Origin of the sequence: Uliginosibacterium sp. H1 (assembly GCF_036017065.1) — a bacterium.
Taxonomy (GTDB): domain Bacteria; phylum Pseudomonadota; class Gammaproteobacteria; order Burkholderiales; family Rhodocyclaceae; genus Uliginosibacterium.
The window spans coordinates 217,655-244,297 of sequence record NZ_JAYXHR010000003.1 but is presented as its reverse complement, the minus strand read 5'-3'; the positions used below and the strand labels follow the sequence as shown (position 1 = coordinate 244,297).

Below are 26,643 nucleotides of genomic sequence, written 5' to 3'. Positions count from 1 at the left end.
GCAGCGGCGGCACCGGTGCGGAAAGACGGGAACTGGAGCATGGATGGCGGGAACTGGAAAGGGCGGCAAGCGGGCGAGCCAGCCCGGAAGCCGCCAACACTACAGCCAGCGGAGACAGGATGGTGCAACGGGCGCTGCATCATTTTGTTACGGCTTCTCGCGTGATACGGAACGGGAATTGTTGACTACCAACCTTGACGGCCGACAGACCGCCCCCGGATTCACGGCCCGGCACGCGGTTTTCTTGAACCGCACGGGCCGGGCGCAAAGGTCTTCGGCGGGGACTGATATGCTGTCTTTCCCGCAACAACAACACAAGCAGGCAGAACATGGGTACCCCCGAGCTCGACGGCAAGGTCAATGTCAAAGGCGTCATCTGCGACATGGATGGCGTCATCTACCGTGGCAAGCAGCTCATCCCGGGCGCGCTGGATTTCGTGCAGCGCCTGCTGGCCAACAAGACCCCCTTCCTGTTCCTCACCAACAACGCGGAACAGACGCCCCTCGACCTCAAACTCAAGCTCGAGCACCTGGGCATCGGCGGCCTGACCGAAGACAACTTCATCACCGCCGCCATGGCCACGGCCATGTTCCTGCGCAACCAGAAACCCCATGGCACGGCCTATGTGGTGGGCGGCGGCGGCCTGATGGCGGAGCTGTACAAGGTCGGCTTCTCCATCACCGAATCGAACCCGGACTACGTGGTGGTCGCCAAGTCCACCAGCTTCAACTTCGAGCAGTTGCGCCGCGCGGTGCGCCTGATCGACCAGGGCGCCAAGTTCATCGGCACCAACCCGGACATGATCGACCCGGTGGAAGGTGGCCTGGAACCCGCCGCCGGGACGCTGCTGGCCGCCATCTCGGCGGCCACCGGCAAGCGGCCCTACATCGTCGGCAAGCCCAACTCGCTGATGATGATGCTGGCCGCCCGCAAGCTGGGCCTGCACCCGGAAGAAGCCGTCATGGTGGGCGACCGCATGGACACCGACGTGGTCGGCGGCCTGGAGGCCGGCATGAAGACTGCGCTGGTGCTCTCCGGTGTCACCACGCCGGAGATCATGGCGCACTTCCCCTATCGGCCCGACCACGTCTTCAACAACGTCGGCGAGATCGAGCTCGACAAGCTCTGAGACACGGCGCCGCGACGACGCTGGATCGTTCCGGTCCGGCTCTCAGTTGCGGCGCCACCACCAGAACACCAGCAGCAGGATCCCGCCCATCCATAGCCAGGGCGCGGACAGGAAGAGCTTGTGGGTCGGCGTCTCCGCCATGCCACCCCACACCTCGACTTCCACCTTGTCGATCTGCATGTTGCTGGAATTGACGAAGGACAGCGCCGGCGCCGCCATGCGGTCGCGGCTGAAGGTCACCGGGCCGGACGTGGCCTCGATGCGGAATGGCTGACCCGCCTTCCCTTTCAGTTCCGTCAGGCCGGCCAGTGGCTGCATGGTGGATTGCTCCTGGCCGTTCTCGTCCGCCTCCAGGTGCCAGCCCGACAGCCACATGCTGCTGGCTGCACCATCGTTCAGCGCACGGCCGGTTAGTTTCACCACCAGGGTGTGGGGATTGTTGCGGACCACCCAGGGCTCCAGCTTGCCGGTCCAGTCCTCGCTGTCGGCCATCAGCGCCGCCACCACCGGCGCCTCGTGCGCGTCGCGCAGCGACGGCTTGTGGTCGCGGAAGCGCTGTACGTCCTTGTCATCGAGCACCACGGTCGCCAGCAGGGTCTTGCCGTACTTGCCCGGCTCGCTCGCTTTCGCCACGCCGGCAATGAGCACGGCGCCGGCCGACACCATCAGACACAAAGCCAGGCGCCAGAAGTTTTGCTGCATACCATCCTCCCCCGTTTTCTTGTTTGGAGGCCGCATGTTAGCCGCAGATCGGAGCTGTGCTGGCGCCTGCCCGACCGGGCGTCACGCACACTGCGGGCCTCTGCCAGAATGCCGGACCTCCTCACCGCCACGAGGCCGAACTCCGATGAGAAAGACGCTTTACGACGTGCTGTCCGTAACCTCAGACGCCGATGACAACGCCATCGAGCGCGCCTACCGGCAGCAGGTGGCCCGCCTCGCGAAAGAAGCCGGTGCCCTCAGCCGGGAAGATGCCGAGATCCGCAGCAAGGCGCTGAAGGAGGCCTATGCCGTACTCGGCGACCGCACCCAGCGCGCGCGCTACGACAACTCCCTGCAGCCGGAGCCCCGTGCCACGGTGACGCGTGGTGGCGGCGGCATGCTGAAGTGGGTGCTCCTGGTGCTGGCCGCGCTGATCTTCGCGGGCAGCCTGACGACCTACCAGCGCATGCAGGCGAAGCGCGACGCGGAGCTGCAGCGCCAGGCCGAAATCGACCGCGAGCGCCTGCTCGCCCGCCACGCCGAGGAAGAGGCAGCGCGCGAGGCGGAAGCCGCCAAACGGCAAGCCCGCGACGAAAGCTGGGCGCAGGAGCGCGAAGAGCAGAAGCGGCAGGCCGAGCTGGAACGTGTACGCCGCGAACTGGACCGCGACGCCGAACGCCGCATCATCCAGCGCGAATCCGACGAACGCATGGCCCGCCACCAGGCCGCCATGGAAGAGGCCGCCCGCGACGCCGAACGGCGCCGTGCCCGCGAGCGGCTGGGGCTGTCGCCCTGAGCCTCTTGCGGCCGAGCTTGCGCTGAAACATGGAATGGCGAATAGTCCTCACCCATAATTGTGCACATGCACAATCCAACCCGGGGAGAACGTTGCCATGTTCAGTCTGCAAGGGAAGGTCGGTCTAGTTGTCGGTGTCGCCAACGAACACAGCATTGCCTGGGGCTGCGCCCGCGCATTTCATGAGGCCGGCGCCAGTCTCGCGATCACTTACCTGAACGCCAAGGCCGAGCCCCACGTCCGGCCGCTGGCGGAGAAAGTACAGTCGCCCCTCATCCTGCCCCTGGACGTCGACCAGGAAGGCGCGCTGGAGGAGGTCTTCAAGGCCATCCAGGACAAATGGGGCCGGCTGGACTTCCTGCTGCACTCCATTGCCTTCGCGCCACGCGACGACCTGCACGGCCGCGTCACCGACTGCTCCCGCGAGGGCTTTTCCCGCGCGATGGACGTGTCCTGCCATTCCTTCATCCGCATGGCGAAACTGGCCGAGCCGTTGATGAAGGACGGCGGCACCCTGCTGACCATGAGCTACCTGGGCGCCGACGAGGTGGTCAACAACTACGGCATCATGGGGCCGGTGAAAGCCGCGCTGCAGTCGGTGTCGCGCTACCTCGCCTCCGAACTCGGCCCGCAGGGCATCCGCGTCCATGCGGTGTCGCCCGGCCCGCTGGCCACCCGTGCCGCCTCCGGCATCAAGGATTTCGACGAGCTGATGTACGACGCCGTGCAGCGTTCGCCGCTGCAGAAGCTGGTGGACATCTCCGACGTCGGCGCGCTGTGCGCCTTCCTGGTCAGCGATGGCGCCCGCTCGCTGACCGGCAGCACCCTCCACATCGACGCGGGCTACAACATCCTGGCCTGAACGACGCCTCTGCAAAGAAGAACCGACATGACTGAATGGATCGAAAACCGGCCCTACGACGACATCGCCATCGGCGAGACGGCCGTCCTTACCCGCACCGTCACGCACGAGGACATCAACCGCTTCGCGCAGGTGTCCGGTGACTTCAACCCCGCCCACCTCGACCCGGAATACGCGGCCGGCACGCCCTTCGGCGGCGTGATCGCGCATGGCATGTTCACCGGCGCGCTGATCTCCACCGTGCTCGGCACCCAGCTGCCCGGGCCGGGCACCATCTATGTCAGCCAGACGCTGAAGTTCACGCGGCCGGTACGACCCGGTGACACGCTGACGGTGACCCTGACCTGCCGCGATAAGCAGGACGAGAAGAAGCGCGTGATCCTCGATTGCGCAGCCGTGAACCAGGACGGCAAGAAAGTCGCCGTCGGCGAGGCGGAGGTGGTCGCGCCAACCGAAAAGATGCGGGTACCCAAGGCCACGATCTGACGGCCTTGCCGCCGTGAAGGCGGATGCACACAAAAAAAGGGCGCCTCGCGGCGCCCTTTGTCTTTATCTCTTTAGGGCAGTCGCGCTATCCGAAGCTCAGCTTCGGCAACCACAAGGCGATCTGCGGAAAGTGGATGAGGATCGCGGTCATCACGATCATGGTCAGGAAGAACGGCACCGTGCCCTGGAACACCTCGGCAATCGTGCCCTCGCCACGCACCCCCTGGATCACGTAGAGCGTCATGCCCACCGGTGGGCTGATCAGCGAGATCTCGCACATCAGCACGATGAACACGCCGAAGAACACCGGATCGATCCCCGCCGCGGTGATCACCGGGAACACCAGCGGCACCGTGCCCACCAGCATCGGCAGCGTCTCGAAGAAAATGCCCAGCAACAGGTAGAACACCGCCAGCACCCACAGTAGTTGCACCGGGCTGACGTCCAGCCCCTGCACCAGCGCGGACAGCGTCTGGGTGATGCCGAGCAGGCCCATCACGAAGTTTAGGTAGAAGGCCGCGGTGAGGATCAGCAGGCTCATCGCGGTGAGGCGCAGCGTGGCGCGGAAGGCGTCGTGCATCATCGCCACGCTGAGATTGCCGTAGGCCCAGGCGATCGGCAGCGCGACGACGACGCCCAGCGCGGCACTCTCGGTCACCGTCGCCCAGCCGGTGTAGATGCAGCCCATCACCACGCCGAACACGACCAGCGGCGCCAGCAGGTGTTTCAGGCGGCCGAGCTTCTCGCGCAGCGGCGGCTCGGCTTCCTTCGCGCCGGCCAGTCCCGGTTTGTACAGGCAGATAGCGAGGATGCAGCCCATGAACAGCAGGGTCATGATGGCGCCGGGAATCACCCCGGCGGCATACAGGCGGCCTGCCGAGGTATTGGTCATCGCGCCGTACACCAGGAAGGCGATGCCCGGCGGAATCAGGTTGCCCAGGCTGGCACCGGCAGCAATCGAACCCAGCACCAGGCGCTGGTCGTAGCGCCGCGTCTTGAAGGTGGGCAGCGCCACGGTGGAGATGGTCGCAGCCGTGGCGACCGACGACCCCGACACCGCGGAGAACAACGCCGACGAACCGATGTTGGTGTGCAACAGGCCGCCGGGCAGGAAGTTGAGCCAGTCCGACAGCGACTTGTACATCTTGTCGGTGGTGCCGGCGCGCACGAGGATCTCGCCGAGCAGGATGTACAGCGGAATCGACAGCAGCACGTAGTCCTCGTTGGCCGCCCACAGCTGGTTGCCGACGGCGTTCACCGCCGGCATGCCGAGGTACAGCACCGCACCGAGGATGGCGGTGAGGAGCATCGTAGTGGCCACGTGCAGGCCCAGGAACATGAGCACCAGCATGATGAGGAAGCCGATGCCGATTTCGGTCGCGCCGATCATGCGGCGCCCTCCTTCGCCTGTTGCCGCTGCTGCGCCAGCCGCTGCTCCATCTTCACCTGCTCCAGCACCTCGCCGGCCTCGCTCTCGATTTCCTCTTCCAGCGTCTGCGGACCGTAGGCCTTGTTCACCGCCGCGTGATCACCACGCAGCCACAGCACCAGCGCATGCCCCGCGAGGTACACGCAGACCAGCGTGAACAACGCCCAGCCCATGAACCACAGCGACTGCGGAATCCACATCGGCGTCTGCAGCGGCGTCGTCGAATGGCTCTGGAACTCGATGGATTCCGACAGCACCACCCAAGCGCGCCAGATCGCGAACACCGCCATGCCGGCCAGCGTCAGCATCGCCAGCACATTGATGGCCGAGCGCGCCTTCTCCGGCAGCTTGCCGACCAGGAAGTCGATGCGGGTATGGCCGCGCGTGATCAGCGTGTAGCTGAAGCCGATGGCTGCGGTGATCGCCAGCGTGTAGCCGCCGACCTCGTCGATCCCCTGGAAGCTGAAGCTGAACAGCTTGCGCCCCACCATCTCGACGCAGGTCAGGATGGACAGCGCGACCAGCCACCAGCCGGTGATGATCACCAGCAGGTCGACCAGCCGGTTCAGCAAGCCGGAAAAGGGATTGGGCGGGAGATTGGAGTGCATGGTGTCACCTGCATGCGCCGCGTTCCCGGGGAACGCGGCGCACATGGACGTACGGCTTCGGGCGGCTTGGCGTGACTTCGTGCGGCTTCGTGCAGCCTCGCCGCAGTTCGTACTACGGCGCCGGCTTACTTGATGACGTAGCCGCGCGCCTTGCCGACGGTGGCGTTCCAGGTCGCCGTGCAGGTCGGATCGACCTTGTTGCAGCTCTCCTTCCACAGCGGCAGCACCACCGCACCGACGGCGTCCTTCACCTTCTTGTCATCGGCCGGCGTGACGCTCACCAGGTTCATCTTGAACTTCGTACCCTGGGTGCAGGGCTCGGCGCCGACGTTGCAGTTCATCGCGTCGGTATTCGCCGTCTCGGCGAGCTGCCACATCTGGTCCTCCATGTTCTTGAAGGCGGCCAGGGTCTTCTGCTGCATGGCCGGCGACATCTTGTTCCAGTAGTCCAGGTTCATGAAGTGGCCCTGCACCGAGCCCGACACCGACAGCGGCAGGAAGTAGCTGGTCACCTCCGGCCACTTGCCGGCGTTGCCGGAAGTCGGCGACGTCACGCCGCAATCCGCGACGCCGCGTTGCAGCGCCGGATACACCTCGGAGAACTGCAGCGTCACCGGCGTGGCGCCCAGGCTCTGGATCAGCGCCGCCATCGACGGCGTGAAGCTGCGCACCTTGAGGCCCTTGAGATCATCCAGCGTCTTGATCGGCTTGTTGCAGTAGAAGACCTGCGGGCCGAAGGGCCACAGCGTCATCACCTTGGCGTTGAAGCGTTTCTGCAGGCGCTCGTCGAAGACCTTGCGGTAGGCATCCACCGCGGCACGCAGGTCCTTCATGTTGGTCGACACGCCGATGAGATCCACGCCTTCGAAGAAGGGGTCGTCGCGCGAGGCCATGCCGATCTGCACGCTCATCACGTCGAAGGTGCCGGAGCGCAGCATGCGCAGCGCATCGGCGGCCTGCACGCCCACCGCATCCATCGGGTTGTAGTTGATGGACATCGGCGCGCCGAGGATCTTCGGGATGTTGGTGAAGAACGGGCGCTCGATGTTGTCGACGTGCTTGGTGTTCGACGAGAAGTTGCCGGCGATGCGCATCGAGGTCGGCTCGGCGAACGCTGCGGTCGAAGCGGTGGCGATGGCGGCGGCGAACACCAGCGGGAGGGCGGATTTCATGGTGCAACTCCTGGAAACTAAGGATCGGGATTCGGGATCGATGCCGGACGGCACGGGCTGCCGCACGGCGTGGTGAAGCCCGGCCGACCAGGCCGCAAGGCGCGGTCGGCCGGATGGGGATGCGTAACTTCGTTGCCCGCATTTTTCAGGTTTTGACCTTACGGCGAATGCGGTTGAAGACAGGTAGCGGACAGGCATAACCATCATGCCGGCCCCGCGAACAGCGAGCCCCACTGCGCCGCGGCGGGCGATGTCGAGACGCCGCACAGCGTCAGCGCACGCCACACGCCCAGCGCAGTGGTGTCGAAGAAGGGAATGCCCAGCTCGGCCTCCAGCGGCGCCGCCAGCACCGCGGCCGGAAAGTTGGTGCACAGGGACACGATGGCCTGCGGTCGCGCCAGCGCGACCTGCCGCGCCATGTCGGTGATCAGCGAGAACGGCACGCTGGCATAGGACAGGTTGTCGCTGTAGCCGGCGTGCGCCTCCGCCACCACCTCGTAGCCCTCGGCCTGCAGGCAGGCCACCGTCTTCGCCTGGCCGGCATCGCCATAGGGCGTCACCACGGCGATGCGGCGGATGTCGCGCTCGCGCAGCACCGACTCCAGGCCGAGGATCGACGTCGTCGCGGCGATGCCCGTCTCCTGCGTGATGGCGGTCGCGAGCTGGCGGTCGTGGGAGAAGCCGATGGTGCCGCCCTTGCTGCCGTTCCACACCAGCACCTGCGGCGCCGCGTGGGCCAGCAGCCTCGCCGCGGCGAGCGGCCCGTCCATCGCGTAGCTGTCCGGCGACGGATCGCTGCTGCCGTACACCGGCGTGCGCGAGAAATGCACCGACACCTGCGGCAGGTGGCGCACCACGCCCAGCGTGATGCGCTCCACCACCGAGTTGCCGGAGGGCGTGATGACGCCGATGAAGCTGTACTGATGGCTGTAGGCCTTCATCGCGGCGTACACGTCGCCGCCCGACAGCACTGGTGCGTGGCTCGCCAGCGCCCCCGCCATCAGTAGCCCATCGCCTTCGGCAACCAGGTGACGATCGGCGGGTACAGCATGCAGGCCAGCAGCAGCGCGTACTGCGACGCGATGAAGGGCAGCACCGCCCAGGTGATCTCGCCCATCTTCACCTTGGTGACACCGGACACCACGAACAGCACCACGCCCACCGGCGGCGTCAGCATGCCGATGACCAGGTTGTAGACGAACAGGAAGCCGAACAGCAGCGGGTCGATGCCGTACTGCAAGGCCAGCGGATGCAGCAGCGGCACCAGCATGATGTAGGCCGCGTTCGACTCCATCGCGGTGCCCACCAGCAGCAGCACGACGGCCACCAGCAGGTTGAACATCAGCGGGTCGGTGGTGACGCTCTTCATCCACGCCGACAGCTGCTGCGGCACCATGTCCACCGTCATCAGGAAGGTGACGGTAGAGGCGAAGGCGATCATCGCGCCGACCACCGCCGTCATCAGTGCGGCGCGCACGAAGACTTCCGGCAGGTCCTTCATCTTCAGCGTGCGGGTGACGAAGAAACCGATGCACAGCGCGAACACCACGCCGATGCCGGCGCCCTCGGTGGCGGTGAACACGCCGCCGACGATGCCGCCGATGCACACGATGGGCATCAGCAGGGTGATGAAGGAACGCCGCGTCTGCACCACGATGTTCTTCACCGACACCGGCTCGCCAGTCAGGGGGTAGTTACGCTTCTTGGCGATGTACCAGCACTGGAACATGAAGATCGCGGTCAGCAGGATGCCGGGGATGGTGCCAGCCATGAACAGGCCTCCCACCGACACGCTGGGCCCGGCCATGAAGGCGTAAACGATCATCGCGCCGGAGGGCGGGATGATCGGCCCGAGGTTGGCGGAAGCGGCGATCACCGCGGTGGAGAAGCGCTCGTCGTAATTCTTCTTCAGCGACGGGTGCATGGTGGAGGCCAGCGCACTGGCGTCCGACACCGCGCTGCCGGACACCGCCGACAGGATGGCGCCGGCCAGCATCGCCACCTGGGCCAGGCCACCGCGCACGCGGCCGATGAAGGCGTTGGCGAAGGCGATCATCTGCTCCATCAGGCCGGCCTTGATCATCAGCTCGCCAGCCGCCATGAACAGCGGGATCGACAGCAGCGGGAAGGAGTCCAGCGACGCCACCATGCGCGAAGGCAGCATGTTGAAGTCGATGTCGCTGGCCGCCAGCCCACCCAGCGCCGCCATGCCGATGGCGAAGGACAGCGGCATACCCAGCAGGGCGAAGAGCACGAAGCCCCAGGTCATCAGGCCGCTCATTCGATCACCACCTCTCCGCTGGCCGGCTGGCCCAGCATGGCGAGACGAATCAGCTCCAGCGCCGACAGGCCGGCGCCGACGACGATGGCCATCACGAACCAGGCGCCGCTCGCGTCCATCGACGCCAGCTTCTCGTCCCACTGTTCGTAGGCCAGCTTGGCCGACTGGTAGCACACCAGGATCATCAGCCCGGCCGCGACGCCGTCCATCAGCCGTGCGAGCTGGTGGCGCCAGGGTTCGGGAATGCGCGAGGTGAGGATCTCCATGCCGATGTGCAGGCGCTCGCGCACCGCCATGGCGATGGCGAGGAACACCGACCACACGAAGGCGAGGCGCGAGAGTTCATCCGCCCAGTCGAAGGAACTGTTGAACACGTAGCGCGCCACCACCTGGGCGAACACCAGCAGCACCATGAGTGCGGTGAGGCCGGCGAGCGTCCAGTAGTTGATGCGGTGAAGCACGTCCAGCAGCACCGTCAGCTGGCGCAACCAGTAGTGCGCCACGCTCGTCGGCAGGTCCGCCACGGCGGTTCGTGTATCGGTGGTCATCGCTCGGCCTCCCTGCCTCGCTCGATCATCGGGATGTGAGGAGCGCTCAGCCGCCTGCCTTCTTCACTTCGGCCAGCACCTGATCGACGAAGGGGGCGCCGAGGCGCTTCTTCACGTCGTCCACCACGTGCGCGGTCGCTTTCTTCATGGCGTCGCGCTCACTGGCAGGAATCTCGGTGTAGGTCATGCCCTTCTTCTGCAGCTCGACCAGCGCGTCGGCATCCGCCTTCGCCGACACGCTGCGCTGCCAGGCGATGGCATTGCTCATGGCGGTGCGCAGGATCTTCTGCTGGTCGGCCGGCAGCGCCTCGAACTTCTTCTTGTTGGCGGCCACCGCGATGAAGTCGAAGAAATGGCCGGTGTTGCTGACGTGCTTCTGCACCTCGAAGAAGCGGCTGGCGAGGATCAGCGCGAAGGGGTTGTCCTGGCCGTCGATCACCTTCTGGTCGAGCGCGGAGTACACCTCCTTGATGTCCATCGCGATCGGGTTGGCACCCAGCGCGCGGAAGGTGGCGAGGTGGGTCTCGATCGGTTGCATGCGGATCTTCATGCCCTTCAGGTCCGCCATGCCCTTCACCGGCTTCTGGCTGTTGGTCACCTGGCGCAGGCCCAGCTCCATGAAGCCCAGCGAGGTGAAGCCCTTGTCGGCCATCTTGGTTTCGATGAGGTCGACCACCGGGCCGTCCATCACCTTGTAGGCGATCTCGCGGGTCGGGAACATGAAGGGCAGGCTCACTGCCTCCAGCTCCGGCACGGTGCGCGACAGGAAGGCCATGCCCACCCAGGTCATGTCGATGGTGCCGGCGCGCGTCTGCGTGACGTTCTCCTGCGCGCCGCCGAGTTGCTGGTTGTCGAAGACGTCGATGACCAGCGCGCCCTTGGACGCGGACTCGACTTCCTTCTTGAACTGCTGCATCGCGACCGACGAAGAGTGGTCGGACGCGAAGTTGCCGGCGATGCGCAGGCGCGTCTGGGCGGACACGCCGCCGGCGAAGGAAACGCCGAGCGCCAGGACGAGCGCGGAGAGGGTGGTACGGACAGCAGTAGTACGAACGACAGCACGCATGACTCGGACTCCGTTGAAGGCACGTTGGAAGATGAGGAGGCCCGGTGAAATACCCGGACCGGGAAACTGGCTTCCAGCGGCTCTGCCGGCAATGCGCGACACGGCCTTGTGTCGTTGTATGCAATCCACTATAAACATTGCATGCGACGCGTCAAGCAATTTTTCAGTTAATATTCAATATGTTATCAACACCAATTCGGTGCATTGACATGCGTCGACGCAACACGATGGTGCGGATTGCATGCAATCAGTTGGTTTGTCGTATACGCGCCATCTGCCCTGCGGCAGGCGTCCAGAACGGAGCGCGCCCAGCATCTGCCGGGTGTTGCGCGGAATGCGGCGAGCGCACAGCGACGACGACGTGATGGCACCGCGACAGTGCAACGGCGCATCGGCGACAGCGGCCTTCATGGCGCTGCATGAACGACGAGAGGAGCGACACCCGTGACAAAGAACACAGGCAAGTCCGGAGACAGACGGAGCACGAAACCTGCGACGGCGGATGCGGCATCGACGCGCGCTGCGGCAACACGTACACCGCGTTCGAGAACGGCGACCGCCAGGACGCGCGCGCTCAGTTCCGACGAGATCTTCGACCGCATCCTGCTGGCGATCATGGAGCACAAGCTGCCGCCGGGGACGCAACTCATCGAGGAGCGCCTGGCCAACATCTTCAAGGTGAGCCGCACCAAGGTGCGCGAAGCCATCGGCCGGCTGGTGCATGACTGCATCGCCATCAACATCCCGAATCGCGGCGCCTTCGTGGCCAGCCCCACGCCGGAGCAGGCGCGCGAAGTGTTCGCTGCGCGCCGGCTGATCGAACCGGCATTGATCCGCGAACTGGCGCGCACGGTGACGCCGGCGCAGATCGAAACGCTGCGGGCCCACGTCCGGCGCGAGGAAGCCGCACGCCACAGCGACAACCCGCACGCGATCATCCCGCTGACCGGCGAGTTCCACCTGCTGATGGCGGACATGTCCGGCAACAGCATCCTCGCCCGCACCATCCGCGAGCTGGAGATGCTCACCGTGCTGATCATCATCCTGTTCAGCGCGCCCTACAGCGACGCCTGCCCCGACGACGACCACGCCCAGCTGGTGGATGCCATCGCCGCGCACGACGAGGAACGTGCCGTGCGCCTGATGCTGCATCACCTGGAACACATCGAGCATTCCGTACGACTCGGCCCCACCGACGACAAGCCGGTGGCGCTCGAAGACATCTTCAACTGAACGCCCCGAAGAACTCCACCCGAACGCTCCCTCACTGGAACCGCCATGCGCCTGCTGTTGCTGAACTCCAATACCTCGCAGTTCGTCACCGACAAGGTGGCGGCCGAAGCGCGCCGCGTGGCGCGACCGGACACCGAGATCGTTCCCGCCACCGGCCGCTTCGGCGCGCGGGTGATGACCACCCGCAGCGAGGTGGCGATCGGCGAGCACGCCACGTTGGATGCACTGGCGCAGCATGCGGATGGCTGCGACGCGGTCGTCATCGCCGTGTCCTACGACAGCGCGCTGCGTGCCGCGCGCGAGATGCTGGACATCCCGGTGGTCGGCATCACCGAGGCGGCCCTGCTCACCGCCTGCATGCTGGGCAGCCGCGTCGGCATCGTGGTGTTCGGCAGCCGCGTGCTGCCGCTGTATCAGGAGGTCGTCAGCCTGCACGGCATGGATGCACGCGTGGCCGGCTGGCGCGTGGTGGACAGCAGTTCGCCCTACGGCCAGGGCGACCAGGCGGAGGCCGACCGCCTCACCGTCGCCGCCGCGAAGGAGCTGGTGGAACGCGACTACGCCGAGGTCGTCATCCTCGCTGGCGCGGTGATGGCCGGCGTGCCTTTGCGCCTGCAGGATCAGGTCCCGGTGCCGCTGCTCGATGGTGTGTCCTGCGCGGTGCCGCAGGCGGAAACACTGGTGCGGCTGGCCAAGCCGAAGGCCCGCACGGGCAGCCTCTCTGCACTGCCCAGGCGTGAGGTCGTCGGCCTCGGCCCTGAACTGTCCCGCTACTTCGACGGAGGCCAGGCATGACCGCCCCCCGCTCCCCCCGCCTCAACTTCCCGCTGCGCGAACACGGCCGCTATCCCTACTCGCCCATCGTCGAGCGGCCGGACTTCAACTGGCCCAACGGCAAGCGACTGGCGGTGTACATCGCGCTGAACCTGGAGCACTACGCCTTCGACGAAGGCATGCGCGAGGACCTGGTGCCCAACATGCCCAGCCCGGACGTGCTGAACCACTCCTGGCGCGAGTACGGCAACCGCGTGGGCGCCTGGCGCCTGCTTGACGTGCTGCGCGCGCACCAGTTGCCGGTGTCGCTGCTGGTGAACTCCGAGCTGTACGCGGCCTGCCCGCAACTGGTCACCGCTTTCCGCGACTATGGTGCGGAGATCGCCGCGCATGGCCGCACCAACTCCGAACACCAGGCCGACTTCAGCGAAGGCGAAGAACGCGAGCTGATCGAGGAAGTAACCCACACCATCGCACTGCACGAAGGCGTGGCACCACGTGGTTGGTTGAGCCCGTGGATCGCCGAGACGCTGCGCACGCCGGAACTGCTGCAGCAGGCCGGCTATCGCTACATCATGGACTGGTGCATGGACGATCAGCCGGTGTGGCTGCGCACCCACAATGGTCCGCTGCTGGCCTTGCCCTACCCGCAGGAGATCAACGACAGCGCCGCCATCATGGGCCGCCAGGTGAGCGCCAGCGAGTTCGCCGACATGATCGTCGACCAGTTCGACGAGCTGCTCGCGCAGTCCGCCGAGCAACCACTGACGATGGGCATCGCCCTGCATGCCATGATCATCGGCCAGCCCTTCCGCCTGCGCCACCTGCGTCGCGCGCTGGCGCATATCGCACAGCACCGCGAGGCCTGCTGGGTCACGACGGCGGAGCAGATCGCCGCGCATTTCGCGCAACAGGTGCCGGCCACGCGATGAGCAGACACACGATGCTCGACGCTGACAGCCACGCCGTCCTGCAGACCTTGCTGAGGGCACGTCACCAGCACGCCGGTGCCGAGTTGACCGGCCTGGTCGCGCCCGCCGACGGCGAGCAGATCGCTGCCATCCAGGATGCCTTGTCGGCGGAGCTGGGCTGGGCGCCGCGCAGCACTGCCACCGTATGGAAGGCCGGTGCTATCAGCGACGGCAGCCCGGTCTGCATCCCGCTGCCGGAAACGGCGGTACGCACCCAGAACGGCAGCTACCGGCGCGGCCTGTTGCCGCGGGTCGGCGTCGAGACGGAAATCTGCTTTCGCCTTGGCCGCGACGTGAGCGCAGCCGAGGCGGCGGCGATGGACGATGCCGCGGTACTGGCCGCGTTCGACGCGCTGTGCGTCAGCATCGAGCTGGTGGATTCACGCTGGCGCATCGGCATGGACGCACCGGAGGCCTTCAAGCTTGCCGACCACCAGTCGCATGGCGGCCTGGTGATCGGCGACTGGGTGGCGAACTCCGCGCACGACTGGCAGGCGATCGCCCTGCGCGTCACCGCCGGCGAACACGGGATCGTCGCGCAACGCGGCGGCCATCCCTGCAGCCGGCCCACCTGGGTGCTGCCGTACTGGCTGCGTCACGTCGCCACGCAGGCAGGCGTCGCCCGCAAGGGATGCATGGTGACGACCGGCAGCTGGTGCGGCATGCAGTGGGTGGAACCGGATGCGAGCGGTGTCACCGTCGCGGTCAGCTTCGAAGGTGTCGGCAGCACGCGCGTCCGGTTGTATCGCTGACCCTGCAACGCCGGGACCAGAGGCGCCTCAGCAGTTTCGACCATCCAGGTCGCAGGCAGGTCCGTCCGCCACGGTGATCTCGCTGGCCGGCAGGCTGTCCAGCCATTCGCCGAGCTTCTCCGCGAAGACCTGCGGCTGGCCCAGGAATTCACCCAGCTCCACACGCCCCACCCCTTCGCTCGTCTGCAGCACCACCGTGGGAAAGCCGGAGCCACCCACCTCGTCCAGCATGCGTCGGCTGGCATCGATATGCGCCTGGGTTTTCGCGCCGGCCTGCTCCGCACAGGCCTGCGAGAATGCTGTCGTATCCAGGCCAATGTCCTTCGCGCAGGCTTCGAGAACAGCCGCATCCGCGATGCGTTGTCCCTCCACGTAATGCGCCTGCTGCACGCGATGAAGCATGCGCAAGCCACCACCGGCGACCAGCCGTTCCGCAGCGAGGATGCCGGTGATTGGCGGCTCCGAATCCAGCACCGCGGTGGTGTCGCGCAGCAAGCCATCACGATAAGCGTCGCCGAAGGGCTGGCCGGTCATCTTCGTGATGCGTTCGTCGTGCGGCAGCACGTAGTTGCGCAAACCTTCCGTCACCGGTCGCCGCGCGCTGCCCGCCATCATGCCGCCTGCATGCATGTCGATACGCAGGCCGGGTAGCGCGGCCGCGGCTTCGATCAAGGGCGCAGCGGCATAGCACCAGCCGCACAGCGGGTCGTAGATGTAATGCAGGGTGGCGGCCATGACGGGCTCCTTCGGCGAAACAGTAAGTACGACAAAAAAGAAAAGCGGGCCGCAGCCCGCTTTTGCATTACAGCACCCCGAACTCAGGCAGGCAAATCGGCGAGGTAGATCGCCGGCTCGCCTTCGAAGTCGGAAGTGAACAGCACGCGCTTGTCGTCCGGTGTGAAGGACGGGTGCGGGTGCGTCACCTGGCGGTCATTGCGGTAGACCTTCCACGAGGTGCGGTGTTCGCAGATCTTCTTCGTCGTCTTGTTCTTGAGGTCGAACAGGTACATGAAGGGATCGTTCTCGTGGGTGTGCGCTGCCGTGTCCTGCACGTCCGGCGGGGTGTCGCAGCCGTCACCGACGGCCAGGGTGCCGTTGTAGTTGCTGTACAGGTGCGAGCACGGCGGCATGGTCAGCAGCGCTTCGTTCTCCAGCGTCACCGGGTCGGCGGCGCAGATCCAGCGTTCGGTGCTGCCCTTCTTGTACGACACGTACATCATCTTCGAGCCGTCCGGCACGAAGAACTCGTGGGTGCAGCTCTCGCCTTCCTCGTGTTCCTTCACCTTGCGGACGTTGCTGCCGTCTTCGTCGATCAGCCACATGCGGGCATCGACCAGGTCGTGCGGGCCTTCGTGGCAGAAGGCCACGGTGTTGTCGTCGAAGGGGCGGTACAGCGGGTGGCCCATCCACTTGGCCTGCTGGTAGATGACCTTGCTGGTGCCGGAAGCGATGTCGATGACGATCAGGCGGCAGCGCGGATTGCGGTGGTACTGCTCGGCAAACTGTTCCCAGCTGGTCAGCGGCATCAGGTCGCCGTCGACGACTTCGATACCCACCAGCTTGGTGCATTCGGAGTTGGCCACCCAGGTGCCGTAGCCCTTGAAGCCGGCGGGCACGGTGTAGATCACGTGCTCTTCCAGGCTCGCCAGGTCGACACGGCGCAGTTCCCGGCCGGCCTTGGTGTAGTACAGCCACTTGTCATCCGGCGACAGGAAGCAGCCGAAGGTGTTGTCGATCTTGCCCGGGCCGTCGGTGAGCTGGCGGGCCTGCTGGGTCTTCAGATCCAGCAGGTAGCAGTTCCAGCTCTCGTTGTCGAAGAGCGCACCGAACAACAGCTTGCTGCCGTCGTTGGTGAAGCACTTCTGGTAGAAATAGTTGCGATGACAGGTCACGTCGGTGGGGGTCAGTCGCGTGACGCGTGCACCGGTCGACGGGTCCTTGAAGTCCTCGAACTTGAGCTGGACGATGTCGCCTTTTGCCATTTTGGAGAGTCCTCTCGGGATGATCTATGTATGTATGTTCGTCGTGCCGCGCGCCCTTCCCGTGGGCTGCCGCAGGGGCTAATTGTACGACAAGTGCACCGGCGGCCCGTTCCTGCGGCGGCCCGGCTTGACGAAGCTCACATGCTGTCCTGCAGCACGGATGTCCATTTTTACGGCGCCGCGGCCGCCAACTTGATGCAGGGCAAGAACCGGCCACAGCCCGCCGCCTAGACTGCGCGGCATGAGCGATCACGCCACCCCTGCAAGCGGCGCCTCGCGCCGCCCCGAGCTGGTCTGCCCGGCCGGCAGCCTGCCGGCGCTGCGCGCAGCCGTCGAGGCCGGTGCCGACACGGTGTACATCGGTCTCAAGGACGAGACCAACGCGCGCAACTTCGGCGGCATGAACTTCGACCTGGCCAGCGCCAGGGAAGCCGCCCAATTCACGCTCCGCAATGGCCGCAAGCTGCTGATGGCCATCAACACCCACCCCCAGCCCGGCCACGAGGCCCGCTGGCGTGCGGCCATCGACACGGCGGCCGACATCGGCGTCGACGCGGTGATCCTCGCCGACCCCGGGCTGCTGCGGTACGCGGCGAAGACCCATCCGCACATGCGGCGCCACCTGTCGGTGCAGGGCTCCGCCACCAGCTATGAGGCCATCGAGTTCTGCCGCGAGGCCTTCGGCATCAGCCGTGCGGTGCTGCCACGGGTGCTGACCCTGGCTCAGGTGGAACACGTCATCCAGCACACCAGCGTGGAGATCGAGGTCTTCGGCTTCGGCAGCCTGTGCGTGATGGTGGAAGGCCGCTGCCAGCTGTCCAGCTACGCCACCGGCGATTCGCCCAACGGCGCGGGCGTGTGCTCCCCGGCGCGCGCGGTGCGCTGGCACGAGACCGAGCAGGGCACCGAGGCGCGGCTGGCGGGCATCCTCATCGATCGCTACGCCCCCGAGGAAAATGCCGGCTACCCCACGCTGTGCAAAGGGCGCTTCGCCGTCGGCGAGGACACCTACTACGCGCTGGAGGAACCGACCAGCCTCAACGTGGTGGGCATGCTGCCGGAGCTGCTGCGCATCGGCGTGGCCGCCATCAAGGTCGAGGGCCGCCAGCGCAGCCCCGCCTACGTGCGCGAGGTGACCCGCGTGCTGCGCGAGGCGCTGGACCATGCCTGCGCGCAACCGCAGCGCTTCCACGTGCAGCCGGCCTGGCAGCAGGCACTGGGAAAACTGTCCGAAGGGCAGCAGGTCACGCTGGGCGCGTACTCGCGCCCGTGGAAGTGAAGCCGCGCGGACGGCACCCGATATGGCATCGAACATGAAGCTCTCCCTTGGCCCCCTGCTCTACTTCTGGCCGCGCGAGCATGTCCAGGCCTTCTACGCCGACGCGATGGAGTGGCCGGTGGACACCGTGCATCTCGGCGAGGTGGTCTGCAGCCGCCGTCACCAGTTGCGCACCGACGACTGGCTGGCGATGGCGCGTGATCTCGCCGACGCCGGCAAGGAAGTCGTGATGTCCTGCCAGGCACTGCTGGAGTCGGAGAGCGAGCTGCGCACCCTGCGCCGCATCACCGGCAACGGCCGCTTCCTCGTCGAGGCCAACGACCTGTCGGCCGTACGCCTGCTGCGCGGCGGCCGCTGGATGGCCGGACCGCACCTCAACATCTACAACGCCAGCACGCTGGCGATGTTCGCCGAGCTGGGCGCCGTGCGCTGGATGCCGCCGCTGGAGATGTCCGGCCGCGCGCTGGCCACCCTGCTGAACGAGTACGCGCAGCTGGGCGCACCGCCGGTGCACACCGAGGTGTTCGCCTGGGGCCGGCTGCCGCTGGCCTTTTCGTCGCGCTGCTTCACGGCACGCCACCACAACCTGAAGAAGGACGACTGCCGCTTCCGCTGCCTGGAGGATCCCGACGGCATGACGCTGCGCACACGCGAGGACACGCCCTTCCTGGTCATCAACGGCATCCAGACGCAGTCGGCCGCCACCCAGTGCCTGCTGCCGCAGCATGCATCGCTGGCCGCACTCGGCGTCAGCGCCCTGCGCATCAGCCCGCAGTCGGTGCACACCCAGCGCATCGTGGCCCTGCACCGCGCCGCGCTCGATGGCGAGGAGGTGGCGCTGGCGGCGCTGGCCGATCTCGCGCCGACGGCGTTGTGCGACGGCTACTGGCATGGTCAGCCTGGCATCCAGCTGCTGCGCGAGGCATCGCGTGGCGCCCTGACCGGAGAATTCCATGCTCCCTGCTGATTTCCGTTTCCCCGCCGTGCTGGCCCGCATCGGCACGCGACTGCCGCAGCAGCCGCTGTCGGTCGCGCTGTGCCTCGCCCTCACCTTGGCACGCCGACAAGGCGCGCTGGATATCGACCTGGACTACCTGGAAGGCCGCAGCCTGCGCGTGGTGGTGGAAGACCTCGGCGCCAGCGCCAGCATTCGCGTGCAGCAAGGCAGTTTCCGGCCGGCAGGCAGCGAGGGCGACGTCTGCTTCCGCGCCACCGCCGCCAACCTGCTGGCCTTGCTGACCCGGCGCGAAGACCCGGACACCCTGTTCTTCCAGCGCCGCCTGCGCATCGAGGGCGACACCGAACTGGGGCTGACGCTGAAGAACCAGCTCGACAGCATCGAACCGCCCGCCTGGTTGCTGCGCCTGCTGGGCGGTTGAACGCGGGCTCATCGCGACGCGGGAAGCCCTCCCGCAGCGGCCGCCAGCAACGGGACGGCATGCGGGGACGGTCCTCATGGGACAGCCCGGCCTGCGCGTAGAATCGCAGCCCCGCCCCGCCGTCCATCTTCGCTGCGCCCATGCTGGAAGTGCTCCATCGCGATCCGCATCTCGTCGCCATCCACAAGCCCGCCGGCCTGCTGGTCCACCGCAGCGAGCTGGACCGCCACGAAACGCGCTTCGCCGTGCAGTTGCTGCGCGACCAGATCGGCCAGCCGGTCTGGCCGGTGCATCGGCTGGACCGTGGCACCTCCGGCGTGCTGCTGTTCGCGCTGGACGTGCAGACGCTGGCAGCCTGCGCGGCACAGTTCGAAGAAGGCTCGGTCGGCAAGGAGTACGTCGCCGTGGTGCGCGGCTGGCCGGCCGACGAAGGCTTCATCGACCATCCCCTTGCACGCATCCGCGACACTGCGGAACAGCGCCCGGTTTCCGCCAACGAAACGCCGCAACCTGCGCAGACCCGTTACCGCAGCCTTGCCCGCTGTGAGCTGCCGCTGGCCATCGACCGCTACCCGACCAGCCGCTACGCGCTGCTGTCGCTGACGCCGGTGACCGGACGACGTCACCAGTTGCGCCGCCACCTCAAGCACATCGCACATCCGATCGTCGGCGACGCCACCTACGGCAAGGGCATGCACAACCGCGCCATCGCGGCGCTGAGTGGCGAACGTCGCCTCATGCTGGCATGCACGCAACTACGCCTGCGGCATCCGCACGAGGTCGGGGAACTGGTGATCGACTGTCCGCCTGCCGGAGATTTCCGGCGCGTGTGTGAAGCGATGGACCTGGGACGCGCCTGACCCGTCGTGGCAGGCGCGAAGGAAAACGAGGCGCTGCACAGAGGGGCTGCACAGAGGGGCCGCGCAGCGGAGCGTCCGCTGCGAGCGGGTCAGCCCCGCCCGCGCCGGTAGTGCATGACCACGGCGCCGTTGCCGAGTGGCCTCGCCGAGACCAGTTCGAGCCTTCGCGTGCCGGGTAGCCCGCTCTCGTACAGCGTCGGGCCGTGGCCGGCGATCCTGGGGTGGACCAGGAACCTGTACTCGTCGATCAGATCCAGCCGGTCCAGCTCGGTCGCGAGCTTGCCGCTACCGAGGAGCACGCCGGCCGGGGTCGCGTCCTTGAGCCGCTGCACGCCCGCACGCAGATCACCGGCGATGTGGTGGCTGTTGGTCCAGGGGAAGTCTTTTCGCGTCGAGGACACCACGTACTTCGGCTTGGACTCCAGCCTGACCGCCCACTCGCGCACTGCTGCCGGCGCCTCCACGTCGCCGCGGGCGACCGCCGGCCAGTAGTCCTCCATCATCTCGTAGGTGACGCGGCCCCACAGCATCGCCCCGTGCGCATCCATGAGCCCGGTGAAGAAGGCGTGCGTCTCGTCGTCGGCGATTCCTTCCTGGTGGTCGACGCAACCGTCCAGGGTGAGGTTGAGGCTGAAGGTCAGGATTCCCATGAGGATGAATCTCCTTCGGGCGGGCGGGGACCGCTGGCGCTCGCGCGACTGAAACGCGGCAGAAATGAAGCGAAGCGGTTCTGGCTAGGCGCGCCGCCGCAGACAGTACGCGCTGGTACGGCAAGCCGGCGCAACGACGCCAGAATCATTTCTGCCGCGTGTCACGCCGCCTGGATCGCGTACATCTGGCCAAAGCGCGTCGCCGGGTCCGCCGCCAGCGCGTCGAAGCTGCCCTCTTCCACCAGCAGGCCGCGCTCGAAGACGAACACGCGATCCACTTCCTTCAATGTGCTGATGCGGTGCGCGACGATGATCATCGTGCGGTCTTCGGCGAACTCGTGCATCAGGCCTTCCATGACCTTCTGCTCGGTGGTGGAGTCCAGTGCGGAAGTCGCTTCGTCCAGCAGCATGATGGGCGCATTGCGGCAGATGGCGCGGGCGATGCCCACGCGCTGACGCTCGCCACCCGACAGGGAGTGGCCCTTCTCGCCGACGACCGTCTCCAGTCCGTCCGGCAGGCGCGCCACCACGTCCTCCAGGCAGGCGATACGCAGCGCCTTGGCCAGCAGTGACGGCTCCACGTCGCGCATCATCGTGAGGTTCTCCTTCAGCGAGAAGTTGAACATCTCGGTTTCCTGCAGCACCACCGCGACGTTGCCGGTGAGTGCCTCGTGGCGGATGTCGCTGACCGGTGTCGCGCCGACGCGCAGCACGCCCTTCTCGATGTGGTACAGGCCCAACATCAGCTTGATGAGGGTGCTCTTGCCGGAGCCGGAGTGACCGGCCACGCCGATCTTCTCGCCACGACGGATGTCGAAGTTGAACGGCCCCACTTCGCCGGCTGCGTCGCCGCCGTAGCGGAAGCGCGCGTCCTCGGCATGGATGCCGTCCCAGTCCGTCGGGAACGGCGCATCGCCGGAATGCAGGCGGTTGTCCTGCCAGAAGATCGGCATCATGCGACCGAGGTTGCTCTTGCGCTCGATCATCATCTGGATCTGGTCGGTGAACTGCGTGGCCGATTCGCGCAACTGGTTGTAGTAGGTCGCGTAGGTCAGCACGAAGCCGACGGCCAGCACGTCGTGCAGCACCATGTAGGCGATGGCCAGGATGTAGATGCCCCAGGCGATGCCGTTGTGGATCTGGAAGCACATCCACTTGGTGTTGGTCAGGCGCAGGCGCTCGTAGGCCAGGGTGCGCGCCATCTCCTCACGCGCCGCCACCGTGCCAGCCATGCCACCGGCGGCACCCATGGCCTTCACGGCGAGGATGTTGGACGCGCTCTCCACGAAAGTACCGCTGGCGTTCTCGATGGACTTGTTGATGCGGTCGGATATCTTCGAGATGCGGTGGTCGAAGAAGAACTCCACGCCCAGCAGGCCGCCGAGGTAATACACGAAGAACAACCCGAAGGCCGGGTGCAGGTACATGCAGGCGATGGCCGAACCGATGAAGGCGGTCAGCGCCGGGAAGATGTTGTTGATGAGGTCGCCGGTCCATTCGCGGATCGACTCGCTGCCGGTCAGCACGCGTTGCGCCTTGTTGCCGGTGCTCTCGGTCTGGTGCCAGGCCAGCGAGGAATCCAGCAGGCGCTCGAAGCCCCACACCTTGGCGCGGTAGCGCGCGTTGAGGCTGATCTTGCCGAGCATGCGCTTGGACGACAGGCGCACGATGGACACCACCACGAAGCTCACCACCAGCACGCCGATCAGTGTGTAAAGCTGCGCCAGCGGTTGCCCCTCGCCCTGCCCCTGGCGCACCAGGAAGTCGGCGATCTTGCCGATGATCAGCGGCGGCACCATGTTGTAGAACAGCACCATGATCAGCACGCCGAGGAAGCCCAGGAACTTCCAGCGTTCCTCCGCCAGGAAGAACCAGATGGCGCGGGGCAGATCGAGGAAGGTGAACTTGCTGTCGGTGCGGTTTGCGGCGGTCATGGAGGTCTCTGTGGAGGCATGCCGGAAAGCCGGTGAGGTCGGCCTGGCAAGGTACTGCGCGCGGGGGTGCTACAGAGTCAAACGATTATCCTCCGATTCGGATGACAAGTCTTTGTCGGCACGACGAAGGCGGGGACACGATGCATTCTGCGAATCCGGCTCTGGAAACTTTCACAGAACGGTTCCGGCCCAGGCACACCGACACCGACGGTGCATGCAAATACGGCAAGGCGACGCAACGACGCCACAAGCGGGTTGTGACGCCTTCTCAGAGGCCGCGGCGCTCGACCATGGCCTGGGCGATGGTGCCCAGGTCGACGTGCTCCAGCTCGCCGCCCACCGGCACGCCGCGCGCGATGCGGCTCACCTTGAGGCCGCGGGCACGCAGCATCTCGCCGACATAGTGCGCAGTGGCCTCACCCTCGTTGGTGAAGTTGGTGGCGAGGATCACTTCGCTCACCACGTCGTCCGTGGCGCGGGCCAGCAGCTTGTCGAAGCCGAGCTCGCGCGCGCCGATGCCATCCAGCGGCGACACGCGGCCCATCAGCACGTAGTACAGGCCCGTGTAGCTCTGGGTCTGCTCCATGATCGACAGGTCGGAGGGCATCTCCACCACGCAGAGCTGCGTGGCGTCACGGCGCGGATTGGCACACAGCGCGCAGACGTCCTCTTCGGTGAAGGTATTGCAACGGCGGCAATGGCGCACCTTCAGCAGCGCGTCGGCGAGTGCCTGCGCCAGCCGCTGCGCGCCGCCGCGGTCGCGCTGCAACAGGTGGTAAGCCATGCGCTGGGCCGACTTCGGGCCGACGCCGGGCAGGGCCCGCAGCGCGGCGATGAGGGAATCCAGCGGCATGCTCATGGAATCAGAGGGGAAGAGATGTGACCAGGAATGGGACGAAGGGTGCAGCGCTCAACGCGCCGCGAGATAGTCGGCCAGTCCGGACGCGACGGCGTCGACCTGAGCTTCGGTACTGCCCTCGCTCTTGCCGTCCCCGGCACTGGCGGACACCGTGCCCAGCACGCGGCCATTCTGGCGATCCTTCAGCGTCATCGTGACCTTCAGCGTGGGCGCGCCCGGCTTGCCGCTGGCCACATAGCGCAGGCTGTCGACGTTCAGTTGCGCCACCAGTTGCTGCGGGCGCATGCCGTCTTCCGCCACGTTGAAGCGACCACTGCTGCGCACATCGGCCACAAAGGCTTTTTCCAGCGCGGTCGAAGTGCCCGACCAGCCGGACGAGCGCATGGCCATCGCCGCTCCACTGACGAAGACGGTGAGCTGCTTGTACTTCCTGATCTCGGGCGAGGCCGCGCCGACTTCACGCAGGCTGACGTCCGGCCCCAGCCCCGGCACGCCCTGCAGGCCGGCACACCCGGCGAGGGCGAGCAGCAGTGTGCAGAGCGCAAGACGCCGGGTGGTGGGGAACACGGGAGGTGCCTGCGTGGCGGGCCTGCGCCGCGATCAGAACGGCATCTTGAAGCCGGGCGGCAGGTTCAGGCCGGACGTGAAGCCCGCCATCTTTTCCTGCGTGGTGGCTTCCACCTTGCGCACGGCATCGTTCATCGCGGCGGCGACGAGGTCTTCCAGCATGTCCTTGTCGTCCATCACGCCGGGGTCGATGCTGACGCGGCGCACGTCGTACTTGCAGGTCATGGTCAGCTTGACCATGCCGGCGCCGGCCGAGCCTTCGACTTCGATGTCGGCGAGGCTGTCCTGCATCTTCTTCATGTTGTCCTGCATCTGCTGGGCCTGTTTCATCAGGCCCGCGAGGCCGCCTTTCATCATGGTGCTGCTCCTTGCAAAGGTTTGACGGAGGCTTCGATCAGCGTGGCGTCGAAGCGTTCTATGAGTTCCTGCACGAAGGGGTCGGCTTCCAGCGAAGCGACCGCCTCGGCATGGCGCTGGCGTTTGTCGGCGTCGTTGCGCTGGGCGAGCGTCTCGCTCTGCACGGCGCCGATCTCGATGTTGACCCGCATGGGGCGGCCGAAGTGCTGCGTCACCGCTTCCTGCAGTTTCTGGGTGTTGATCGCCATGGCGGCGAGGTGACGGTGCTCGGGGGCGAGACGCAGCTGCATCGCAGCGCCATCCATGCGCAGCAGTTCGCAGTTCTGCGCCAGCTCGCGCACCATGCCGCCCAGCCTCATGCGGTGGATGAGTTCGTGCCAGTCGGTCACGTCGTCCGCGGCAGGGGTGGCAGCAATGGGGGCGAGGTCGCGCTGGGCAGACGGTGGCTCGCCAGCGTAGCCGGCCGACATGCCGGGCTCGTCGGCATAGGCGGCCAGCGGCGGTTGCTCGGCCTCGTAGGCGGGTGGCTCGTCCTGCTGCTGCGCAGCCGGAGCCCGGCTCGCGGGAGGTGGCGCGCTTGCGGCAGGTTTCACGACAACCGGCGCGGCAGGCGCCACGGGAGCCGGCACAGCGATGGCAGCGGCCGCCGTGGCGGGCGCAGCGGGGGCGGAAGCGGCGGAAGCCTGCGACACCGGCGCGGCAGCGACCGGGCGCGATGCAGCCGGCAGGCCACGCGCCTGTCCGCCACCGCCGCCCGCTGCCCGGGCACCACCACCCGCACCCGGCACTTCGGGGCGGAAGGCATGCAGGCGCAGCAGCGCCATGGTGAAGCCGGTGTACTCGTCCGGGGCGATCGCCAGTTCCTCGCGGCTGTGCGTGACGATCTGGTAGGCGAGCTGCAGGAATTCGGGGTCGAAGGCTTCTGCGTAAGGCTGCAGGCGCTCGCGCTCCAGCGGATCGGCCACGGCCTGCGGGGCGAACTGCGCCAGCGCCACGCGGTGCAGCAGCACGGCGAACTCCTGCAACGCGGAGTCGAAGCTCAGGCTGCGCGCTTCCATGCCGTCGGCCACCGCCAGCAGGGCGGCGATGTCCTGCGCGCGCAAGGCGTCGAGCAGCTCGTACAGATGGTCTTCGCCCACCGTGCCGAGCATGTCGCGCACGCCCTCCTCCTCCACCTTGCCGGCGCCGTGGGCGATGGCCTGGTCCAGCAGCGACAGCGCATCACGCATGGAGCCATTGGCACCCTTGGCGATGTGGCGCAGCGCATGCGGCTCGAAGGGCACGGCCTCGGCCTGCAGCAGGCGGGTGAGGTGGTCGACGATGTGGGTCTGCGGCATCTGCTTGAGGTTGAACTGCAGGCAGCGCGACAGCACGGTGACCGGGATCTTCTGCGGATCAGTGGTCGCCAGGATGAATTTCATGTGCTCCGGCGGCTCTTCCAGGGTCTTCAGCATGGCGTTGAAGGCATGCCCGGTCAGCATGTGCACTTCGTCGATCATGTAGACCTTGTAGCGGCCACGGGCCGGCGCGTAGGCAGCCTTCTCCAGCAGGGAGGCCATGTCGTCCACGCCGCGGTTGGAGGCGGCGTCCATCTCCACGTAGTCGGTGAAGCGGCCGGCGTCGATCTCCAGGCAGGCGACGCACTGGCCGCAGGGCGTGGCGGTGATGCCGGTCTCGCAGTTCAGGCTCTTGGCGAGGATGCGCGAAATGGTGGTCTTGCCCACCCCGCGGGTGCCGGTGAAGAGGTAGGCGTGGTGCAGGCGCTGTGTCTGCAGCGCATGCGACAGGGCACGCACCACGTGATCCTGGCCCACGAGGGTCTCGAAACTGCGTGGGCGCCACTTGCGGGCGAGGACCTGATAGCTCATGGCCCGAATTGTAGCCGGGATGGGCTGGCGGCATGCCGGTGGTGGGTCGAACCGGAGGCTCTTCGAGTCCGACACCGGAGCCCCGGCATCGTGAAGAC

Annotated in this window: 28 protein-coding genes; 12 read left to right on the top strand and 16 right to left on the bottom strand. The window is 66.6% G+C overall.

Features of this window, described 5'->3' with window-relative positions; genetic code table 11:
• Positions 1 to 329 precede the first annotated feature (329 nt).
• Entirely contained in the window at positions 330 to 1,130 is an 801-nt protein-coding gene (locus VVD47_RS17770; protein ID WP_327604854.1) for an HAD-IIA family hydrolase, read from the top strand.
• Positions 1,131 to 1,172: 42 nt separating this feature from the next.
• Here the strand turns inward: VVD47_RS17770 and VVD47_RS17765 are convergent, their stop codons facing one another.
• Positions 1,173 to 1,832, bottom strand: a complete 660-nt coding sequence (locus VVD47_RS17765; RefSeq protein WP_327604853.1) for a hypothetical protein — start codon at positions 1,830 to 1,832, stop codon at positions 1,173 to 1,175.
• Positions 1,833 to 1,977: 145 nt separating this feature from the next.
• On the opposite strand from VVD47_RS17765, the gene VVD47_RS17760 reads away from it, so the two are divergent.
• From VVD47_RS17760 to VVD47_RS17750, 3 genes are all read left to right on the top strand, one after another.
• Complete coding sequence (locus VVD47_RS17760; RefSeq protein WP_327604852.1) at positions 1,978 to 2,628, top strand: DnaJ domain-containing protein; 651 nt, start codon at positions 1,978 to 1,980, stop codon at positions 2,626 to 2,628.
• Positions 2,629 to 2,725: 97 nt separating this feature from the next.
• The gene (gene fabI / locus VVD47_RS17755; protein ID WP_327604851.1) at positions 2,726 to 3,490 is read left to right on the top strand and encodes an enoyl-ACP reductase FabI; all 765 of its coding nucleotides are present in this window, start codon (positions 2,726 to 2,728) and stop codon (positions 3,488 to 3,490) included.
• Positions 3,491 to 3,517: 27 nt separating this feature from the next.
• On the top strand, positions 3,518 to 3,976 hold the full coding sequence (locus VVD47_RS17750; protein WP_327604850.1) for a MaoC/PaaZ C-terminal domain-containing protein: 459 nt from the start codon (positions 3,518 to 3,520) through the stop codon (positions 3,974 to 3,976).
• A gap of 85 nt (positions 3,977 to 4,061) precedes the next feature.
• Here the strand turns inward: VVD47_RS17750 and VVD47_RS17745 are convergent, their stop codons facing one another.
• The 7 genes from VVD47_RS17745 to VVD47_RS17715 form a co-directional block, all read right to left on the bottom strand.
• Positions 4,062 to 5,366: a TRAP transporter large permease gene (locus VVD47_RS17745; RefSeq protein WP_327604849.1), complete on the bottom strand. Its 1,305-nt coding sequence runs from the start codon at positions 5,364 to 5,366 to the stop codon at positions 4,062 to 4,064.
• Positions 5,363 to 6,013, bottom strand: coding sequence for a TRAP transporter small permease subunit (locus tag VVD47_RS17740; protein ID WP_327604848.1), 651 nt, complete (start codon positions 6,011 to 6,013; stop codon positions 5,363 to 5,365). The genes VVD47_RS17745 and VVD47_RS17740 overlap by 4 nt, the downstream gene beginning before the upstream one ends.
• Positions 6,014 to 6,138: 125 nt before the next feature.
• Complete coding sequence (locus tag VVD47_RS17735; protein WP_327604847.1) at positions 6,139 to 7,185, bottom strand: TRAP transporter substrate-binding protein; 1,047 nt, start codon at positions 7,183 to 7,185, stop codon at positions 6,139 to 6,141.
• Positions 7,186 to 7,388: 203 nt separating this feature from the next.
• A complete protein-coding gene (locus VVD47_RS17730) occupies positions 7,389 to 8,186 on the bottom strand; it encodes a maleate cis-trans isomerase family protein (RefSeq protein WP_327604846.1) in 798 nt (265 codons plus the stop codon).
• Positions 8,186 to 9,466 (bottom strand): TRAP transporter large permease, encoded by a 1,281-nt coding sequence (locus tag VVD47_RS17725; protein ID WP_327604845.1) that lies wholly within the window; start codon positions 9,464 to 9,466, stop codon positions 8,186 to 8,188. The genes VVD47_RS17730 and VVD47_RS17725 overlap by 1 nt, the downstream gene beginning before the upstream one ends.
• Complete coding sequence (locus tag VVD47_RS17720; protein WP_327604844.1) at positions 9,463 to 10,014, bottom strand: TRAP transporter small permease; 552 nt, start codon at positions 10,012 to 10,014, stop codon at positions 9,463 to 9,465. The genes VVD47_RS17725 and VVD47_RS17720 overlap by 4 nt, the downstream gene beginning before the upstream one ends.
• 46 nt (positions 10,015 to 10,060) lie before the next feature.
• Positions 10,061 to 11,080 carry a TRAP transporter substrate-binding protein gene (locus tag VVD47_RS17715; RefSeq protein ID WP_327604843.1) on the bottom strand — a complete coding sequence of 340 codons (1,020 nt, stop codon included), beginning with the start codon at positions 11,078 to 11,080 and terminating at the stop codon, positions 10,061 to 10,063.
• Positions 11,081 to 11,524: 444 nt separating this feature from the next.
• On the opposite strand from VVD47_RS17715, the gene VVD47_RS17710 reads away from it, so the two are divergent.
• From VVD47_RS17710 to VVD47_RS17695, 4 genes are read left to right on the top strand one after another with little or no spacing between them, the layout of a single operon-like run.
• Positions 11,525 to 12,313: a GntR family transcriptional regulator gene (locus tag VVD47_RS17710; protein WP_327604842.1), complete on the top strand. Its 789-nt coding sequence runs from the start codon at positions 11,525 to 11,527 to the stop codon at positions 12,311 to 12,313.
• Positions 12,314 to 12,358: 45 nt separating this feature from the next.
• Positions 12,359 to 13,108, top strand: a complete 750-nt coding sequence (locus VVD47_RS17705; RefSeq protein WP_327604841.1) for an aspartate/glutamate racemase family protein — start codon at positions 12,359 to 12,361, stop codon at positions 13,106 to 13,108.
• Positions 13,105 to 14,019, top strand: coding sequence for a polysaccharide deacetylase family protein (locus VVD47_RS17700; RefSeq protein ID WP_327604840.1), 915 nt, complete (start codon positions 13,105 to 13,107; stop codon positions 14,017 to 14,019). Before VVD47_RS17705 ends, VVD47_RS17700 begins: the two co-directional genes overlap by 4 nt.
• A gap of 11 nt (positions 14,020 to 14,030) precedes the next feature.
• Positions 14,031 to 14,810, top strand: coding sequence for a fumarylacetoacetate hydrolase family protein (locus tag VVD47_RS17695; RefSeq protein ID WP_327604839.1), 780 nt, complete (start codon positions 14,031 to 14,033; stop codon positions 14,808 to 14,810).
• Positions 14,811 to 14,837: 27 nt separating this feature from the next.
• Here the strand turns inward: VVD47_RS17695 and VVD47_RS17690 are convergent, their stop codons facing one another.
• A complete protein-coding gene (locus VVD47_RS17690; protein WP_327604838.1) occupies positions 14,838 to 15,545 on the bottom strand; it encodes a DsbA family protein in 708 nt (235 codons plus the stop codon).
• A gap of 83 nt (positions 15,546 to 15,628) precedes the next feature.
• Entirely contained in the window at positions 15,629 to 16,792 is a 1,164-nt protein-coding gene (locus VVD47_RS17685; RefSeq protein WP_327604837.1) for an oligogalacturonate lyase family protein, read from the bottom strand.
• Between the two features lie 241 nt (positions 16,793 to 17,033).
• Here VVD47_RS17685 and ubiU point away from each other — a divergent pair, with 241 nt between their 5' ends.
• The 4 genes from ubiU (at position 17,034) to VVD47_RS17665 (ending at position 20,310) form a co-directional block, all read left to right on the top strand.
• Positions 17,034 to 18,071: a ubiquinone anaerobic biosynthesis protein UbiU gene (gene ubiU / locus VVD47_RS17680; protein WP_327604836.1), complete on the top strand. Its 1,038-nt coding sequence runs from the start codon at positions 17,034 to 17,036 to the stop codon at positions 18,069 to 18,071.
• Positions 18,072 to 18,105: 34 nt separating this feature from the next.
• Positions 18,106 to 19,038, top strand: coding sequence for a U32 family peptidase (locus VVD47_RS17675; RefSeq protein ID WP_327604835.1), 933 nt, complete (start codon positions 18,106 to 18,108; stop codon positions 19,036 to 19,038).
• Positions 19,025 to 19,450: a ubiquinone anaerobic biosynthesis accessory factor UbiT gene (gene ubiT, locus VVD47_RS17670; RefSeq protein ID WP_327604834.1), complete on the top strand. Its 426-nt coding sequence runs from the start codon at positions 19,025 to 19,027 to the stop codon at positions 19,448 to 19,450. The genes VVD47_RS17675 and ubiT overlap by 14 nt, the downstream gene beginning before the upstream one ends.
• 140 nt (positions 19,451 to 19,590) lie before the next feature.
• Positions 19,591 to 20,310, top strand: a complete 720-nt coding sequence (locus VVD47_RS17665; protein ID WP_327604833.1) for a pseudouridine synthase — start codon at positions 19,591 to 19,593, stop codon at positions 20,308 to 20,310.
• An 89-nt stretch (positions 20,311 to 20,399) separates the two neighbouring features.
• Here VVD47_RS17665 and VVD47_RS17660 read toward each other — a convergent pair whose 3' ends face one another.
• The 6 genes from VVD47_RS17660 to dnaX all read right to left on the bottom strand — a co-directional run bounded on the left by VVD47_RS17660 (position 20,400) and on the right by dnaX (position 26,545).
• Entirely contained in the window at positions 20,400 to 20,960 is a 561-nt protein-coding gene (locus tag VVD47_RS17660) for a dihydrofolate reductase family protein (protein WP_327604832.1), read from the bottom strand.
• Between the two features lie 161 nt (positions 20,961 to 21,121).
• Positions 21,122 to 22,894: an ABC transporter ATP-binding protein gene (locus VVD47_RS17655; RefSeq protein WP_327604831.1), complete on the bottom strand. Its 1,773-nt coding sequence runs from the start codon at positions 22,892 to 22,894 to the stop codon at positions 21,122 to 21,124.
• Positions 22,895 to 23,162: 268 nt separating this feature from the next.
• Positions 23,163 to 23,753, bottom strand: a complete 591-nt coding sequence (gene recR, locus VVD47_RS17650) for a recombination mediator RecR (protein ID WP_327604830.1) — start codon at positions 23,751 to 23,753, stop codon at positions 23,163 to 23,165.
• Between the two features lie 51 nt (positions 23,754 to 23,804).
• Positions 23,805 to 24,320, bottom strand: coding sequence for a hypothetical protein (locus VVD47_RS17645; protein ID WP_327604829.1), 516 nt, complete (start codon positions 24,318 to 24,320; stop codon positions 23,805 to 23,807).
• A gap of 33 nt (positions 24,321 to 24,353) precedes the next feature.
• The gene (locus tag VVD47_RS17640; protein WP_327604828.1) at positions 24,354 to 24,677 is read right to left on the bottom strand and encodes a YbaB/EbfC family nucleoid-associated protein; all 324 of its coding nucleotides are present in this window, start codon (positions 24,675 to 24,677) and stop codon (positions 24,354 to 24,356) included.
• A complete protein-coding gene (dnaX, locus tag VVD47_RS17635) occupies positions 24,674 to 26,545 on the bottom strand; it encodes a DNA polymerase III subunit gamma/tau (protein WP_327604827.1) in 1,872 nt (623 codons plus the stop codon). Before dnaX ends, VVD47_RS17640 begins: the two co-directional genes overlap by 4 nt.
• Positions 26,546 to 26,643: the final 98 nt, after the last annotated feature.